The organism is Paraburkholderia sp. 32 (assembly GCF_050435345.1).
GTDB classification, from domain to species: domain Bacteria; phylum Pseudomonadota; class Gammaproteobacteria; order Burkholderiales; family Burkholderiaceae; genus Paraburkholderia; species Paraburkholderia tuberum.
In genome coordinates, this window is record NZ_JBNDKD010000001.1 from 938,280 (window position 1) to 952,744 (window position 14,465).

14 protein-coding genes are annotated in these 14,465 nt (G+C 62.9%); 5 read left to right on the forward strand and 9 right to left on the reverse strand.

Annotated features, from left to right (window positions below; genetic code table 11):
- Positions 1–33 precede the first annotated feature (33 nt).
- Complete coding sequence (locus OKW26_RS04450; protein ID WP_429352795.1) at positions 34–2,301, forward strand: beta-glucosidase; 2,268 nt, start codon at positions 34–36, stop codon at positions 2,299–2,301.
- An 80-nt stretch (positions 2,302–2,381) separates the two neighbouring features.
- Here OKW26_RS04450 and OKW26_RS04455 read toward each other — a convergent pair whose 3' ends face one another.
- Positions 2,382–2,786 carry a DUF3224 domain-containing protein gene (locus tag OKW26_RS04455; protein WP_429352796.1) on the reverse strand — a complete coding sequence of 135 codons (405 nt, stop codon included), beginning with the start codon at positions 2,784–2,786 and terminating at the stop codon, positions 2,382–2,384.
- Positions 2,787–2,869: 83 nt separating this feature from the next.
- A complete protein-coding gene (locus tag OKW26_RS04460) occupies positions 2,870–3,820 on the reverse strand; it encodes a LysR family transcriptional regulator (RefSeq protein WP_429352797.1) in 951 nt (316 codons plus the stop codon).
- Between the two features lie 82 nt (positions 3,821–3,902).
- Between OKW26_RS04460 and OKW26_RS04465 the strand changes: the two genes are divergently transcribed.
- Positions 3,903–4,622, forward strand: a complete 720-nt coding sequence (locus tag OKW26_RS04465; protein WP_429352798.1) for an SDR family oxidoreductase — start codon at positions 3,903–3,905, stop codon at positions 4,620–4,622.
- 23 nt (positions 4,623–4,645) lie between these two features.
- Here OKW26_RS04465 and OKW26_RS04470 read toward each other — a convergent pair whose 3' ends face one another.
- The 3 genes from OKW26_RS04470 to OKW26_RS04480 all read right to left on the reverse strand — a co-directional run bounded on the left by OKW26_RS04470 (position 4,646) and on the right by OKW26_RS04480 (position 7,890).
- Entirely contained in the window at positions 4,646–6,055 is a 1,410-nt protein-coding gene (locus OKW26_RS04470; protein WP_429352799.1) for a DHA2 family efflux MFS transporter permease subunit, read from the reverse strand.
- Between the two features lie 55 nt (positions 6,056–6,110).
- Positions 6,111–7,373, reverse strand: a complete 1,263-nt coding sequence (locus OKW26_RS04475; RefSeq protein ID WP_429352800.1) for a multidrug effflux MFS transporter — start codon at positions 7,371–7,373, stop codon at positions 6,111–6,113.
- A 187-nt stretch (positions 7,374–7,560) separates the two neighbouring features.
- Positions 7,561–7,890: a hypothetical protein gene (locus OKW26_RS04480; RefSeq protein ID WP_429352801.1), complete on the reverse strand. Its 330-nt coding sequence runs from the start codon at positions 7,888–7,890 to the stop codon at positions 7,561–7,563.
- A gap of 89 nt (positions 7,891–7,979) precedes the next feature.
- Between OKW26_RS04480 and OKW26_RS04485 the strand changes: the two genes are divergently transcribed.
- The gene (locus OKW26_RS04485) at positions 7,980–8,864 is read left to right on the forward strand and encodes a LysR family transcriptional regulator (protein ID WP_429352802.1); all 885 of its coding nucleotides are present in this window, start codon (positions 7,980–7,982) and stop codon (positions 8,862–8,864) included.
- 131 nt (positions 8,865–8,995) lie between these two features.
- On the opposite strand, the gene OKW26_RS04490 is transcribed toward OKW26_RS04485, so the two are convergent.
- The 4 genes from OKW26_RS04490 to metC are packed head-to-tail and all read right to left on the reverse strand — an operon-like array spanning position 8,996 to position 12,457.
- The gene (locus OKW26_RS04490) at positions 8,996–9,766 is read right to left on the reverse strand and encodes an amino acid ABC transporter ATP-binding protein (protein WP_184030627.1); all 771 of its coding nucleotides are present in this window, start codon (positions 9,764–9,766) and stop codon (positions 8,996–8,998) included.
- Positions 9,763–10,413, reverse strand: coding sequence for an amino acid ABC transporter permease (locus OKW26_RS04495; RefSeq protein ID WP_090808002.1), 651 nt, complete (start codon positions 10,411–10,413; stop codon positions 9,763–9,765). Before OKW26_RS04495 ends, OKW26_RS04490 begins: the two co-directional genes overlap by 4 nt.
- A 2-nt stretch (positions 10,414–10,415) precedes the next feature.
- Positions 10,416–11,255, reverse strand: a complete 840-nt coding sequence (locus tag OKW26_RS04500; protein ID WP_429352803.1) for an ABC transporter substrate-binding protein — start codon at positions 11,253–11,255, stop codon at positions 10,416–10,418.
- 38 nt (positions 11,256–11,293) lie between these two features.
- Positions 11,294–12,457, reverse strand: a complete 1,164-nt coding sequence (gene metC, locus OKW26_RS04505; RefSeq protein WP_429352804.1) for a cystathionine beta-lyase — start codon at positions 12,455–12,457, stop codon at positions 11,294–11,296.
- A gap of 100 nt (positions 12,458–12,557) precedes the next feature.
- On the opposite strand from metC, the gene OKW26_RS04510 reads away from it, so the two are divergent.
- Both OKW26_RS04510 and OKW26_RS04515 read left to right on the forward strand, forming a co-directional pair.
- A complete protein-coding gene (locus OKW26_RS04510; protein WP_429352805.1) occupies positions 12,558–13,472 on the forward strand; it encodes a LysR substrate-binding domain-containing protein in 915 nt (304 codons plus the stop codon).
- A gap of 357 nt (positions 13,473–13,829) precedes the next feature.
- Complete coding sequence (locus OKW26_RS04515) at positions 13,830–14,429, forward strand: cytochrome b (RefSeq protein ID WP_429352806.1); 600 nt, start codon at positions 13,830–13,832, stop codon at positions 14,427–14,429.
- The last annotated feature ends 36 nt before the right edge of the window (positions 14,430–14,465 follow it).

The following is a 14,465-nucleotide window of genomic DNA, read 5'->3' on the forward strand; positions in this document are numbered from 1 at the left end:
ACATGACCGACAACGACAACACGGAGCGAGATGATGAGAAGGAAGCTGACGATACCCTTTGCCGCAAGCGCCATCGCCTGCGGTGTCGCGCTGGTACTCGCCGCCTGCGGCAATGGCAGCAACATCAGTGCCCCACCGTTGCCGTCCGATCCCGATGCGCGCGCCGATGCGCGTGCCGCCGCGCTCGTCCAGAAGATGACGACCGCCGAAAAGATTCAGCTCGTGCACGGCGTGGGTATCCCCAACGCGGGACTCGGCGGTCCGTATCCGCCCGGCGTCAACGGAGCCGGCTACATTCCCGGCATCGCGCGGCTCGGCATTCCGGGCCTTGCAATGGCCGATTCGGCCGGCGGCGTCAATGTCGTCAACTCGAACGCGACGGCGCTGCCCGCGCCGGTGGCGCTCGCGGCAAGCTGGGACCCCACGCTGGCGAACCAATACGGCGCGCGTATCGCGACCGAGCTGCGCGTGCTCGGTTATGGCGAAGGTCTCGGCGGCGGCGTCAATCTCGCGCGCGAACCACGCAATGGCCGCACCTTCGAGTACATGGGCGAAGATCCGGTACTGACCGGCACGCTGAGCGCCGCGCGCACGATCGGCACGCAGGCGCAGAACGTCATCGCGACGATCAAGCACTACGCGATGAACGATCAGGAAACGAACCGCATGGCCAGCAACTCGGTCGTCGACGAACGCACGATGCGCGAAACCGAACTGCTGGCGTTCGAGCTCGGCGTCACGCAGGGAACGCCCGGCAACGTGATGTGTTCGTACAACCTGGTGAACGGCGTGTATGCGTGCGAAAACCCGTATCTGCTGACCACCGTGCTGAAGAACGAGTGGGGCTTCAAGGGCGTGGTGCAGTCGGACTGGACAGCCACGCACAGTACGGTCGCCTCGGCATTGGCTGGCCTCGATGAAGAAGAGCCCGGCGATCTCGGCGGCGGAGCGTCGATTCCGGGCTTTACGCTGACGTCGTATTTCAACACCGCGCTGACGGGCGCGGTCAACGCCGGCAGCGTGCCGATGTCGCGACTCAACGACATGGTTCAGCGCAAGCTTCGCACGATGATTCGCTATGGCGTCTTCGATTCGCCGCCAACCACCGGAGGAAGCGTCGATCAGACCGCGGGCAATGCGCTCGCGTTGCAGGTCGCGCAGCAATCGTCGGTCTTGCTGAAGAACGCGGTGGCGAGCGGCGATTCGCAACCGGTGCTGCCGCTGAACGCGGCGGGGCTGTCGTCGATCGTGGTGATCGGCGCTCACGCGGATGCGGGCGTGCTGTCGGGCGGCGGCTCGGGCGCGGTGCCGGCGGCCGCGGGCAACGCGGTGTCCGGTTGCGTGTCGCCGTCGCCGCTGTTGAGCACCTGCGCGACGTGGTACAAGTCGGCACCGCTGGCCGCGATCCAGGCGAAGGCGCCGAACGCGAGCGTGACCTTCGTCGACGGCACGAACGCGGCGGCAGCGGCGACCGCCGCCGCGAAGGCGGATGTGGCGATCGTGTTCGCGACGCAATGGGAAAGCGAGGGCGCGGATCTGCCGAGCCTGAGCCTGCCGAGCAATACGACTGACAGCTATAACCAGAGCTACGATCAGAACGCGCTGATCAGCGCGGTCGCGGCGCAAGCGAAGCGCGTGATCGTCGTGCTCGAGAACGGCAGCCCGGTCCTGATGCCGTGGCTATCCAACGTGCACGGCGTGCTCGAAGCGTGGTATCCGGGCGTGCAGGGCGGTCAGGCGATTGCCGATCTGCTGTTCGGCGCCGTGAACCCGTCCGGCAAATTGCCGATCACGTTCCCGATGCAGGACGCGGATCTTCCGCAACCGACGATCTCGGCCACCGATACCACCGTTACCTACAGCGAAGGACTCTTCATGGGTTATCGCTGGTATGACGGCAAGCAGATCGCGCCGCTGTTCCCGTTCGGTTATGGGCTGTCCTACACGAGCTACAGCTACTCGGGCCTCAACGCGCAAGTGGATGCGAGCGGCAACGTGCAGGTGACCTTTACCGTCAAGAATACGGGCTCGCGCGCGGGCGCGGAAATCGCCGAAGTTTATGCCGCGTTGCCGAGCGGTCTGGGCGAACCGCCGAAGCGTCTGGTCGGCTGGCAAAAGGTCGCGCTGCAGGCGGGGGAGTCGCAGCAGGTCAGCGTATCGATTGCGCCGAAGCTGCTGTCGACGTGGGACGCGACCAACCACGTGTGGAAGCTCAACGGCGGCGTCTATCAGATGATCGCGGGGGCTTCGTCGCGCGATCCGAATGCGTTGACGGCGTCGGTGACGATCGCGGGGCATTGAGCGCTGAGGTTTTGAACTGGAAAGCCTGGTAGCGGGGTACGGGGTCGAGCGCCGTATCCCGCCGGCACGCGTTCGGCATGTCAGTGGCCGGGCAGACGATAAGCGAACTCGTACGAATGCGCGCCGTCGACGATGTCGATCCTGAACTCGCCTTCAATGCCGCTCAGCTCGCCCGTGCCTGAATCCGGCACGACCGTCACCGCCAGCGCCGCTGCGCCGCGATTCATCACGCCGATATGCTGCAGCACGAACGTGCCCTGCTTTCCCGCCAGCGTGCCAGTGACCTGTTCGAGCGCGACATAGCCGGCCGAGCCTTTGACGTTCGTCATCGCGCTCAGCATTTGCCCTTGGCTGGTCGCGGCGAGATCGCCGGAGATCTGCTTGTCGATCGACATGCGGCCGAGCTTCGATTCGGCCTCCGCGTTTTCGAACGGCATCGGTTGAAGGGAGACGATGAAGGTGCCTTTTGCGACGTGGTGAGTCATCGGGATTTCCTCCTGGCTTGAACGGGCGACGGCGAAGCGGCGATACGAACCGTGACGCTTCCGAACCGTAGCACACGTCGCTGTCAGGGCGCTGCACGCGCAGTGCCGTCGCTCGTGCCGAACGCGTCCGCGAACTCGCGCTTCAACCACGCGAGCGCCGGGTCCTGGTCGTGCGCCGCGGCCCACATCAGCGAAACCTCGTAGCCCGGCACCTCGAATGGCAGCGGACTCAGCGCGAGACCGAGCGTATCGCGCCAGACGCGGCCGATGAACTCCGGCACCGTCGCGATCGCCGCCGTGCGTTGCACGATGAACGGACTGGTCGCGAAGTTCGAGCTCGAAAACACGACGTCGCGCTTCAGTCCCTGCATCTCGAGTCGTTCATCGATGAAGCCGCGCAGCTCGGCGCTGAACGAAGTCAGCACATGGCGGTGGCGCAGAAACTCGTCCATCGACAATTGCTTGCGGCGCGTTCTGACGAGCCGGGGGTTGTAGACGCTCACGAAGCGCCATGAAAACAGCGGCGTGAGTCGCTGCCACGGCACGCATTCGCGGAATACGCCGACCGCGAGTTCGATCGCGCCATCGTCGAGCATCGCGGCGGCGCGCGTCGAATCTGTGGAGCGCGCGATCAGCTTCACGCCGGGTGCGGTGTCGGCGAGGCGCGCAATGATCTCGGGCATCAGCAGCAGTTCGAGCGAATCGCTGAGGCCGATGCGGAACACCCGCTGCGCGCGGGCCGGATCGAAGACGGACGGCTGCGTGAGCGCCTGATGCAGCGATTGCAGGAACGGCTCGATCTGCCGTGCGAGTTCGAGCGCGCGCGGCGTCGGCGTCATGCCCTGCGGCGTGCGCACGAACAGCTCGTCGCCGAACGTTTCGCGCAAGCGCTTCAGTGCGCCGCTGACGGCCGGCTGACCGAGAAACAGCCGCTGCGCGGCACGCGTGACGCTGCGCTCTTCGAGCAACGCGCGGAAGGTCAGCAGCAGGTTCAGGTCGAAGCGCCGAAAATCATTTTCAATGATGTTGGCCATGACATTAAACGATTTGAGTGATGGGCTCGCACCGCGCATTCTACTGCCACGGGGTCTTCCGTTCACACTCAGGAGCAATGACATGGACTGGCAAAATCAGAAGGTCGTGGTGCTAGGTGGCTCGTCGGGCATTGGGCTCGCGCTGGTGAAGCGGCTCGTGACGGCTGGCGCGAGCGTCGTCGCGGTGGGGCGCGACCGCGCCAAACTGGACGATGCGCTGCTTGGCATCGGTGGACAGGTGACGAGCGAGGCGCTCGATTGCGCCGATCGCGCGGCGCTCGGACACTTTTTCGGCGGCCTCGGCCAGGTCGATCATCTGGTGATGACGCTGTCGGGCGGCGAAGGCGCGGGGCCGTTTGCCGAACTGGATCTGGCCGCGCTGCGGCGTGGCTTCGAGGCCAAGTTCTGGCCGCAGCTCGAAGCCGCGCAGACCGCGCTACCCACGCTGCGTCGCGACGGCAGCCTGACGTTTCTGACCGCGATTTCGGCGCGCATCGCGAATCCGGGCACGGCGGGTCTGGGTGCGATCAACGGCGCGCTCGAAAGCATGATCGGCACGCTGGCGCGCGAGCTTGCGCCGCTGCGCGTGAACGCGGTGTCGCCGGGTGTGATCGATACGCCCTGGTGGGACAGATTTCCCGCGAGCGTGAAGAGTGAGCTGTTTCGGCAGCAGAGCGAAACGCTACCGGTGCGGCGCGTCGGGCAGGCCGACGATGTCGCGCACGCGCTGCAGTTTCTGCTGGAGAACACGTTTATGACGGGGGCGGTGATCGAGTGTGATGGCGGCTTGCGGCTACTGTGAAGTACGGGCGCGGGAATGCGTGGTCAGGCGTTCTTCGCTCGCTGAACGCGAACCGGCAGAAACATCGCCGCCGCGAAGCACGACAAATGCAGCCCGGCCAGCAGCACGAACGTCGGCAGAAAGCGGCCGGGCTGTGCACCCGAAACACCGTGCAACGTCGACGCTATCACCATCGAAAGCAGCGTCGTCGCGAACGGACCGCCCACTCTCTGCGCGATGTTCAACGCAGTATTCGCAACCGCGAGCCTTTCTCTCCCGATCGACGAATACGCGGCCGAGATCGACGGCACGCTGATCGTCCCCTGACCGACGCCCGCAAAGAACAGACCGACCGCGGCCCATCCGGCGGAGAACGAATCAACGCTCAGCCACAGAAACACGAGCGTGCTCAGAAACGCCAGCAGTGCGCCGCCCGCCGCGAGCGCGCGGCAGCCGAGCCGCTCGGTCAACCATCCGAGCAGCGGAAACGAGCACATCATGCCGACGCCGGTTGCCGCGAGCAGGCCGCCCGCGTGCGCGGCCGACAAACCGCAGCCCGCGATCAGAAAAAGCGGCACGGCGAGCTGCCGTCCATACATGATCGCGTTCGCGAAGAACTGGGCGAGTGCGGCGACCGAGAACGTACGTGTCGCAAACATGCGCACGTCGATCAGCGCGGTATGGCCTTTGCGCGCCGCGTACAGCACGAAGCCGGCGAGAAACGCGACGCCCGCGAGCAGACACGCCAGGCCCACCGCTCGCGACGCGTCCTGAAGTCCATAGACAAGCGCGACGAGCCCAGGGGAGATCAACGCAAAGCCGGTGAAATCGAACGGTCGCTTCTGCGACTCGGCGGCATCGCGCGGCAGCAGCAACACCGCCATCGCGACGCCGAAAGCGCCCACCGGAACATTGACGAAGAACAGCCAGGGCCAGCTCGCGTGCGCGAGCACGAGGCCGGCCAGCACCGGGCCGAGGATCGGACCGAGCAGAATGGGTAGCGCGGTGTAGCCCATCACCCGCTCGAGGTTCTTGCCGGCCACGCGTCCGATCATCATTTGTGCCATCGGCCCGAGCACACCGGCAACGAGGCCCTGGAAAATGCGCGCGCCGATCAGCTCGCCGATCGTCTGCGCCGCGCCGCACAGCATCGACGCTATCGTGAACGTCGAAAAGCAGAACAGGTACAGCCGCTTCGCGCCGATGCGGTCGACCAGCCAGCCGTTGAGCGGCAACATCAACGCCATCGCGAGCAGGTAGCCGCTGACGATCCACTGCGCGGTAGCGATCGACGCATCGAGCGTATGGCCGATCGCCGACAGCGACACGTTGACCAGCGTCGAGTCCATCTGCGACATGAACGAGCCGATCGACACGACCGCCGCGACTTTCCACACGGTCGGATCGATCCGCGTGGAAGCGGATGCGCAGGCGCGCTCGCGCATGCCGCTCATCGGTCCGCGCGTGTACAGATGAAGGTCTGGCGTTCGGTCGAACTCATGTGCCGGCTCACGCTGCCTTGCCGCTCGCGCTCGCCGTGGCCGCAGGCTGTACCTGCTCGAGATGGCGCAGCAGCTTCGTCACCATCACGACGACGACGAACGCGAGGACCACGAAGAACAGCGCGAGCGGTGTGAGCACCTGCACCGACACGAAGCCGGCCAACCCCATCATCGCCGACGACACCAGCAGCAGCGCGCAGCCGAGAATCGCGCTCGTCAGACCCGCGATGTGCGGGAACAGCGAGTTGCCCTTCGCCATCAGCGTCGGATACATCGCGCCGGCGCAGAAGCCCATCACGAGCACAGGCGTCGCGAGCGTCCACACGCGCAGACCGACCGTCAGCGCGAGCAGCAGCATCGCAAGCGACGCGGCCGCCATCAGCCGTGCGCCGATGCGCAGCCGCTGCTCGGCGCTCGGCAGGCCCGGACCGTGCAGGCGGTTCGACAAACCGCCAAGAAAGTACATCATGCCGATGCCGAGCGCGAGGTAGCCGAAGAAGGTCGGCGGCTTGTGCAGCGTGGTCTGCACCATGAACGGCCCGACGATGTTGAACACCAGCAGGATGCTGTAGCACAGGCCCTGCGCGAGGAAGCAGCTCTGGAACACGGGGCTCGCGAGCACTTTGCGCGCGTTCGCGGTCAGTGTGCGCGGTTCGAGATGGACGGGCTGCGGCAAGGTCTCGCGATAACGCCACAGCAGCGCCCACATCACCAGCGAATAGATCAGCAGAAACACGAGGCACGCGCGCCAGCCGAACGCGGTCTGCAGATGCGCGCCGATCACCGGCGCGACGATCGGCGCGAGCCCCCACGCGATCGACATGTACGTGAACGCATGCAGCAAGGCCTGACCCGCGAACGAATCGGTGATGATCGCCTTCGCCAGCAGGTTCGTGCTCGCGATGCCGAAGCCCTGCAGTGCGCGGGCGAGGATGAACGTCTCGAGATTGGGCGCCGCGAGCGACAGCAGGCAGCCGACCGTGTAGACCGTCAGACCGAACGCGAGCACGCGCTTGCGGCCATACGCGTCGGCGATCGGACCGAAGATCAGCTGACCGAACGCGTAGGCGACCATGTAGCCGGTGACGCTGATCTGGATCGCTTGCGGCGAGGTGCCGAAGTAGCGCGCCATCGCGGGCAGCGCGGGCACGTAGATGTCGATGGCGAGCTGTCCGGCGGACGCGAACAGGCAGATCAGGAATAGCAGGAAGCGCGGCGAGTTCGGGGCGGAGTCGGCGGAAGCGGGGTGGTCGGCGGTGGCGTGGCTCATGGGTGCATCGAAAGGGAACACTGGCGGCGCGGGCATCGATGCGTTCGGATATCGAACGGAAAAGGCGCGAATGCCCCCGGCATTATCGCCGGGTATTGTGCCCGTGGTATGGCAGGAAGTGGGATAGTCCCTGGCGGGGGTGTGGGTTGGCGCGGCCGACGAGCGTGCTATCCCGCCGCAACGAGGCTCATTTCGCGCAGTCCTCGATCGACCGCAGCAACGCGCCCTGGTCTGCCGGGTCCTGGAAGAACGCGACGAAGCTCGCATGCTCGTCATTTGCGATGTGGCCGGAGCAGTCCTTGCCTTTGAGCGGGGGGCGAGACGCCGTCCAGATCATCGCCATCACGGCGAAAGCCAGCACGACGCCTGTAAAGACGAGCCCGAGCAGTAACGACCTGGCGTCGTCCGATATTGCGTCTAGCCGATGCGAAGCCTCCTGCGGCTCGCAACTTCTGGTTGAAGGTGAGTTCATGCCAATGGTCCCGATGGTGAGCGTTGAAAAAACCAGCGACACCATCTTCCATCTGCACGTAAGATTGGAAAAGTTGAGTTTACTGACCGCGTGATTCAGCTTTTCTGACCAATGCCATTCCGATTCCCATTCCGATGAGAGAAATCAGTCTCGACCGCCTGCGCACCCTTGTCGTCGTCGCCGACCTCGGCTCTTTCGCCGAGGCCGCTCGCGTTCTGCATCTCGCACCGCCCACGGTCAGTCTGCATATCGCGGATCTCGAGAGCCGCGTCGGCGCGCCGCTGTTGTCGCGCAAACGCGGTCAGGTGCGGGCCTCGGCGATCGGCGAGACGCTGGTGGCCTATGCGCGTCAGATGCTGGCCAATGCCGAGCAGGCACTGGAGGACGTGCGGCGACAGGTGGAAGGGCTCGGCGGACGGGTTCGGCTCGGCGCTTCCACCGCGGCCATCGCGAATCTGCTGCCACAGGCGTTGGAGGGACTGGCCGCCGGGCATCCTGGCATCGATGTGCAAATCGCCGTGCTGACTTCGCAGGAAACGCTGACGCGACTCGCCCAGGAGTCGCTCGACGTGGGCATCGTGGCGCTGCCGCAAGCGCCGCTACGAGGGCTATCGATCGAAACATGGCGCCGCGATCCGGTGGTCGCGTTCATGCCGGCGGGGTGGACGTGTCCAGCTCGCATCACGCCGCAATGGATCGCCGCGAAGCCGCTGATTCTGAACGACGCGACCACGCGGCTTTCGCGTTTGACGACGGAATGGTTCAGCGCGGCGGGGCAGCACCCCACGCCGCGCATCCAGCTCAACTACTCGGATGCGATCAAGAGTCTCGTGGCAGCGGGATACGGCGCCGCGCTGCTGCCGCAGGAACCGAGCCGCTCGTCGGCCGACGCGCGCATCGTCACACGTGCGCTGCGCCCTGCGTTATGGCGACAGCTGGGCCTGGCCTTTCGCGCGGGTACCGTGGAGCGTCCGACTCAGTATGTGCTCGACGTATTGCGGAGTTTGCGGTTGAGCTAGCGGGCTGTGTTACGTCGCCGACGCTTTCCGCCTCTCCTGCTCCTCGCGATAAAGCACGAACTCTTCCGCCAACGCTTTTGCAACGGAAGCCCTACGCGTGATTCAAGGCGGTGTCGCGGCGTGCTCAATACTCAGGTCTCGATCAGATGCAGAAACTGCCTTACCCGTGGACTGCTGCCTTCACCAAAGAAGGCTTGCGGTGTCGTGTCTTCGGCAACCACGCCGCCGTCCATAAAAACAACCCGATCCGCTACATCTCGCGCAAACCGCACTTCGTGCGTGACGATCAGCATCGTCATGCCCGCTTTGGCAACGTCGCGCATGACGGTCAGGACATCCTCCCGCAGCGCTGGATCGAGAGCAGACGTGGGCTCGTCGAAGAAGATGACCTCTGGATCCATCGCGAGCGCCCGCGCGATCGCTACGCGCTGCTTCTGACCGCCGGACAGCCGTGCCGGATATTCGTTGGCTTTTGCGGCCAGGCCAACCTGTGTCAGCAGGTGAATTGCGCGCTCCGACGCTTGCGCACGAGGGACACCCTTGACGCTGACCGGACCTTCCATCACATTTTCCAGTGCTGTCCTGTGCGGAAAGAGGTTAAACGACTGGAACACCATCGCGGTGCGCTGGCGGATCGCGCGGATCTTCTTCTGATTCTGGCGTGACGGTTTTGACAAACCGTTGCATTCGACATCAATGCCGCATACTGTCACGCTGCCGGCATCCGGTACCTCGAGGAAGTTCAGCGAGCGCAGCAGCGTGGTCTTGCCCGACCCGGAGGGACCCATTACAACGACAACCTCGCCTTTCGATACGCTGAAATCGACGCCGCGCAAGACCTGGTTGTCGCCAAATGCCTTCGAAAGTCCACGGACTTCAATCGTCCTGATATCAGTATTCATACAAAACGCCTCGAAATGCGATTCTCGAGGACGGTCTGGACTATCGTGAGAATCTGGTTGATGCCCCAGTAGATCAGGCCGACCATCAGGAACATTTCCATGTAGCGGAAGGTGGAGGCGCCGACCTGGTCGGCGACGCGGGTCAGTTCTACCACCGTAATTGTCGAAGCGAGGGATGTATCTTTGATGAGTGCAATCATGCGGCTGCCGACAGGCGGAATGGCGATGCGTAGTCCTTGGGGAAGAATAACCCGCGACATGGCTTTCCAGTAACCCATGCCCAGCGACATCGCAGCTTCCCACTGGCCCTTGTCCACCGCGTTGATGCCGGAACGGAAGTTCTCGCTCAGATACGCGGCCGAAAACAGCGTGAGCGCGAGGAGCGCGGCGGGAACCGGGTCAAGTGTCAGACCGTACCGGGGCAAACCGAAATAGATCAGCAGTATCTGCACGAGCAGCGGCGTGCCACGGAAGATGGATACATATGCGAATGCGAAGGCGCGTAGCGCACCTATGCTGGAGATACGAGCCAAGGCGACCAGCAACCCTAGCGTCGAACCGAGCACAAACGACAACAAACCGAGAAAGAGTGTCATCAGCACCGCACTCTTTAACAGCGGAAGCGAGCGCATGAAAAGCTCGATCATGACTACTCCTTGTGTGCCTTCGCTTTGGTGATCGTGCCGGCCATATCGTAATCTTGCCCGACCCACTTCCTGGCAATGGCCTCGATCGTCCCGTCAGCCATCATGTCTGCAATCGCCTTATCGACCGCTGCGAGCAGGGCCGGTTGGCCTTTCTGCAAAGCCGGCGCTGATAGCTGGTAGATCAAGGGTTCGCCCACTTCCTTGACCGGTAAATGGTTGACGTTGGCGTACTTCATGCCGCCGAAGTGCGAGATGATGACTGCGTCGATACGTCCATTGCCCAGATCGCTGAAGACGAGTCCCCCGTTATCGTACGAACGGATGTCGGAGTCATGCAGGTGTGCTCGTGCCCATGTTTCATTGCTCGAGCCAGTGACCACTCCCACTCGCTTGCCTTTAAGGGTTTCCTTGCCCTTAATGTCCGTGTTGCCGGCGGGTACGAAAATGCGGAAATCCTCCACGCCGTATGGATCGCCGAAATCAACCTGTTGTTGCCGTTCAGGTGTAGGTGTGAGATCGTTCATCACGAGGTCGTACTTGCCCGTCTTCAACCCTTCCACGAAGTTCTTGAACGAATCGGCGACGAATACTACGTTCGGCACGCCAATGCGCTTGCCGACTTCCTTTGCAATTGCAACGTCGTAGCCGACAGGTTGATTGTTTTCGTCAAGCATGCTCCATGGGGGACTACTCTGGGTGTTGGCCACGCGCAATGTGCCATTCGCCTTCACCTGCGCGAGAAGATCCGCTGCCTGCACAGTAGCGGGTGAACTGAATGCCGCGGAAAGCGTCATGAAACTCGCTACCGTGACAAAGCGTCTCCATCTCTTGATTGATTTCATCTCGTACTCACTCATCCAGGTAAGTTGAATTAAAAAATCTACGCAGCGGTTGCCCGGGCGCGTCCGAATGCGTCAAGACCGGCATTCAGATCCGCAAGCAGCATCGCCGGGTCCTCCAACCCGATCGAAAGGCGCACGATAGGCTGGTCGGTAAGCGGGAACGCACGCTCGGCCTGCAACGGGGCCGGGTAGTAGGCAGCGAGGCTATGCACGCCTCCCCAGCTCGCCCCGATGGGGAAATACTGGAGCGTATCGAAGAATGCGTTGAACGCGTCCTCCGCCGCGGGCTGGAGGATCAGGGAGAAGAGACACCCGCTGCTCGCAAAATCCCGCTTCCAGATGGCATGACCGGCATCGGACGGCAGTGCCGGGAACAGCACCTTGCTCACTTCCGGGTGACGTTCGAGTTCCCTCGCAATCTGCAGCGTTGAGGCGCTCTGGGCAGCGAAGCGGACCTTCAGGGTTTGCAGGCCGCGCATGACGAGGAAGCAGTCATCAGGGCTGGTCTGCTGGCCGAGAACGCTCTGCGTCTCGCGCAAGGTCGCGTAGTAATCCGCGTCGTTCATGCTGATGCAGCCCGCCAGTAGATCCGAATGACCACCAAAAAATTTCGTCGCGGCTTCGACGCTGAAATCCACACCATGTTCGAGCGGTTTGAAAGCGAGCGGGCTTGCCCAGGTGTTGTCCATCATCGTCAATACGCCGTGACGTTTCGCGACTTCGACGATCGCCGGAATGTCGGGCATCTCCATCGTCACCGTCCCCGGCGACTCCATGCAGATCATGCGGGTGTTGGGCTTGATGTACTTTTGAATCGCAGCCCCGATTGCCGGCGGATACAGTTCGACCTCGACGTTGAAGTGCGCCAGCCACTTATGCGCGAATGTCTTGAACGCGCCGTAGCAGGCAGCGGACACCAGCAGGTGATCGCCGCCGCGCACGAAGCCCATCGCGGTCGTCATCAGCGCCGATTGACCGGAAGGCGTCACCACGCAATGCGCGCCACCTTCGAGCTCGGCGATGCGGTGCTCCAGTTCACGAGCCGTTGGCGTTCCGGTGATGCCATAGCTGTAACCGTCCGGTTGCCGCTCCTTGCGGCGCGAAAACTCGGCCAGAGAATCGAATACAACTGTCGATGCCCGCATGACGGACGGGGACAGGCTGCGGAACGGCTGCGGCGCTTTCTGGGGATTGCTTGTCATCTTGCTCCCGGCGATGCCTCAAGGTGGATTGATGATCGAAGTTTACTTTTACCCGGGATTGCATCAACATCGGAAATAATTAGCTCAATAAGTGTAGGTTATGCGGATCAGGGATATCGAAGTGTTCAGGGCGGTCATGAACGCAGGAAGCACGAGCAAGGCGGCGGCCCTGCTCGGCATTTCGCAACCGGCTGTCAGTCAGGCCATCAGGCGTCTGGAAACCATGGCGGACTTCAGCCTGTTCGAGCGGATACGCAGCCGGCTCGTTCCCACCCAGGAAGCCGTCGCCCTGATGCGTGAGGTTGACCAGTACTTTCGCGGATTCGAGGTCATCGAGCATCGAATCCGTAGTTTGCGGTCCTACGGATTGGGCCGCATGGCGATCGCCTCTCTGCCGGCACTGGGCACCGGCTTTCTGCCACGTGTCATTGCGGCGTTCGATGCCCCGTCCAGAAACGTGCAAATTTCGCTACAGGTGATGAGTTCGCGCGAAGTGCATGAGAAGGTCTCGGCTGGACAGGTGGATTTCGGCCTGATGTCCGACGAGATGTCGATGGCCGGCCTCGAACACTCGGTGTTCGCGCGTATGCGGGCTGTCGCAGTGATGAACTCACATCATCCTTTGGCCACGCGTCCTGTCATCGCTGTTGCGGACCTGCCTGAATTTCCTTTCATCGCGCTGAATCCCGAAGACAGCACCAGGCTACGCCTGGAAACGCAACTCACGGCACGCGAAATCCGTCTCAAACCGGTCGTCGAGACGCCGTATTCGCACACGATCTGCGAACTGGCGCTCGCAGGAGTCGGTATAGGAATCGCTCATCCGCTCGTGACGTTGGACTTCGCAGAGCGGGGACTCGTCGTGAAGCCGATCGACATCGAGGTAATGTTCACAGGAGTGCTGGTGTTTCGCCCTGGTACCCCACTCACGGAAACCGCGAGGCAGTTCATGCGGCACATGAGAATGCAGCTCGAACGTGACCAGAAGGCGCTCAAAAGGGCGCTGGTGAATTGATCGGATAGAAATCGGACACGCTTGATCGCTACATCGCGCCTGGCCTCGTCACGTTCGGCACCGCGTTCGAGCGACGGCTCGAACGCGCGCAAGCGTAAGGTGAACTCGATGCTGCCGGGCGTCCCGCGTTGATCTGCGGGACGCCAGCCAGAACATGGGCCAAAACACCAGTTAAAAAGCAGCCACGCGAGTGCGATTTGCGCGCGCGTCGTGCATCCAAAGCCCGAAACAAACTGAAACACGCAGGTTAAGCGCTTTGCGGAATAAAACGGCACACTTGGGCGTTTGCCTGATACCGGTAGCGTCGATTTTCAAACAGCTTTCACGGCATTCATCGCCCTCGCGAACGGAACCCCCATGAACACCCAAGCGAATTCCCTGACCGATTCGACCGATGCCTCTCGCCCGCCGCGCTATACGCGCACCGCGATGACGCTGCACTGGCTGATCGCGTTGCTGATGTGCGTCAATGTCGTGCTCGCTCTGTCCGCCGATTCGCTGCCCGACGACTGGGTGCGTCCGGTGATCGACACGCACAAATCGATCGGCATCACGGTGCTCGGGCTCGCGCTGCTGCGCATCCTGTGGCGCGTGTCGCACAAGCCGCCGCCGTTGCCGCGCGAGTTTCCGTCGTGGGAAAAGATTGCCGCGCACCTCGCGCACTTCGCGCTGTATTTGCTGATGATTGCGTTGCCGCTGTCCGGCTGGCTGCACGATTCCGCGTGGAAAGACGCGGCCACGCATCCGATGCATTGGTTCGGCCTGTTCCAATGGCCGCGCATCGGCTATGTGATGCATCTCGACCCGACACTGAAAGAGACGTTGCACGATCGCTTCGGCGCGCTGCATGCGTGGCTCGGTTATGCGCTCTATGCGTTGCTGGCGATGCACATCGGCGGCGCGCTCAAGCATGAGTGGCTCGATCGCAAATCGGTATTGAAGCGCATGACGCGGTGAAGTCGCCGCGTGTTTTTGATGGCGCGCGAACACAGC

What these genes read in the sequence shown, in the direction of transcription:
- OKW26_RS04480 (WP_429352801.1), bottom strand. Translation starts at nt 7,890, where the DNA reads ATGGTGTCGCTGGTTTTTTCAACGCTCACCATCGGGACCATTGGCATG.
- OKW26_RS04465 (WP_429352798.1), top strand. Translation starts at nt 3,903, where the DNA reads ATGGACTGGCAAAATCAGAAGGTCGTGGTGCTAGGTGGCTCGTCGGGC.
- OKW26_RS04495 (WP_090808002.1), bottom strand. Translation starts at nt 10,413, where the DNA reads ATGATCGAGCTTTTCATGCGCTCGCTTCCGCTGTTAAAGAGTGCGGTG.
- OKW26_RS04485 (WP_429352802.1), top strand. Translation starts at nt 7,980, where the DNA reads ATGAGAGAAATCAGTCTCGACCGCCTGCGCACCCTTGTCGTCGTCGCC.
- OKW26_RS04450 (WP_429352795.1), top strand. Translation starts at nt 34, where the DNA reads ATGAGAAGGAAGCTGACGATACCCTTTGCCGCAAGCGCCATCGCCTGC.
- metC (WP_429352804.1), bottom strand. Translation starts at nt 12,457, where the DNA reads ATGACAAGCAATCCCCAGAAAGCGCCGCAGCCGTTCCGCAGCCTGTCC.
- OKW26_RS04515 (WP_429352806.1), top strand. Translation starts at nt 13,830, where the DNA reads ATGAACACCCAAGCGAATTCCCTGACCGATTCGACCGATGCCTCTCGC.
- OKW26_RS04500 (WP_429352803.1), bottom strand. Translation starts at nt 11,255, where the DNA reads ATGAAATCAATCAAGAGATGGAGACGCTTTGTCACGGTAGCGAGTTTC.
- OKW26_RS04475 (WP_429352800.1), bottom strand. Translation starts at nt 7,373, where the DNA reads ATGAGCCACGCCACCGCCGACCACCCCGCTTCCGCCGACTCCGCCCCG.
- OKW26_RS04455 (WP_429352796.1), bottom strand. Translation starts at nt 2,786, where the DNA reads ATGACTCACCACGTCGCAAAAGGCACCTTCATCGTCTCCCTTCAACCG.
- OKW26_RS04510 (WP_429352805.1), top strand. Translation starts at nt 12,558, where the DNA reads ATGCGGATCAGGGATATCGAAGTGTTCAGGGCGGTCATGAACGCAGGA.
- OKW26_RS04470 (WP_429352799.1), bottom strand. Translation starts at nt 6,055, where the DNA reads ATGAGCGGCATGCGCGAGCGCGCCTGCGCATCCGCTTCCACGCGGATC.
- OKW26_RS04490 (WP_184030627.1), bottom strand. Translation starts at nt 9,766, where the DNA reads ATGAATACTGATATCAGGACGATTGAAGTCCGTGGACTTTCGAAGGCA.
- OKW26_RS04460 (WP_429352797.1), bottom strand. Translation starts at nt 3,820, where the DNA reads ATGGCCAACATCATTGAAAATGATTTTCGGCGCTTCGACCTGAACCTG.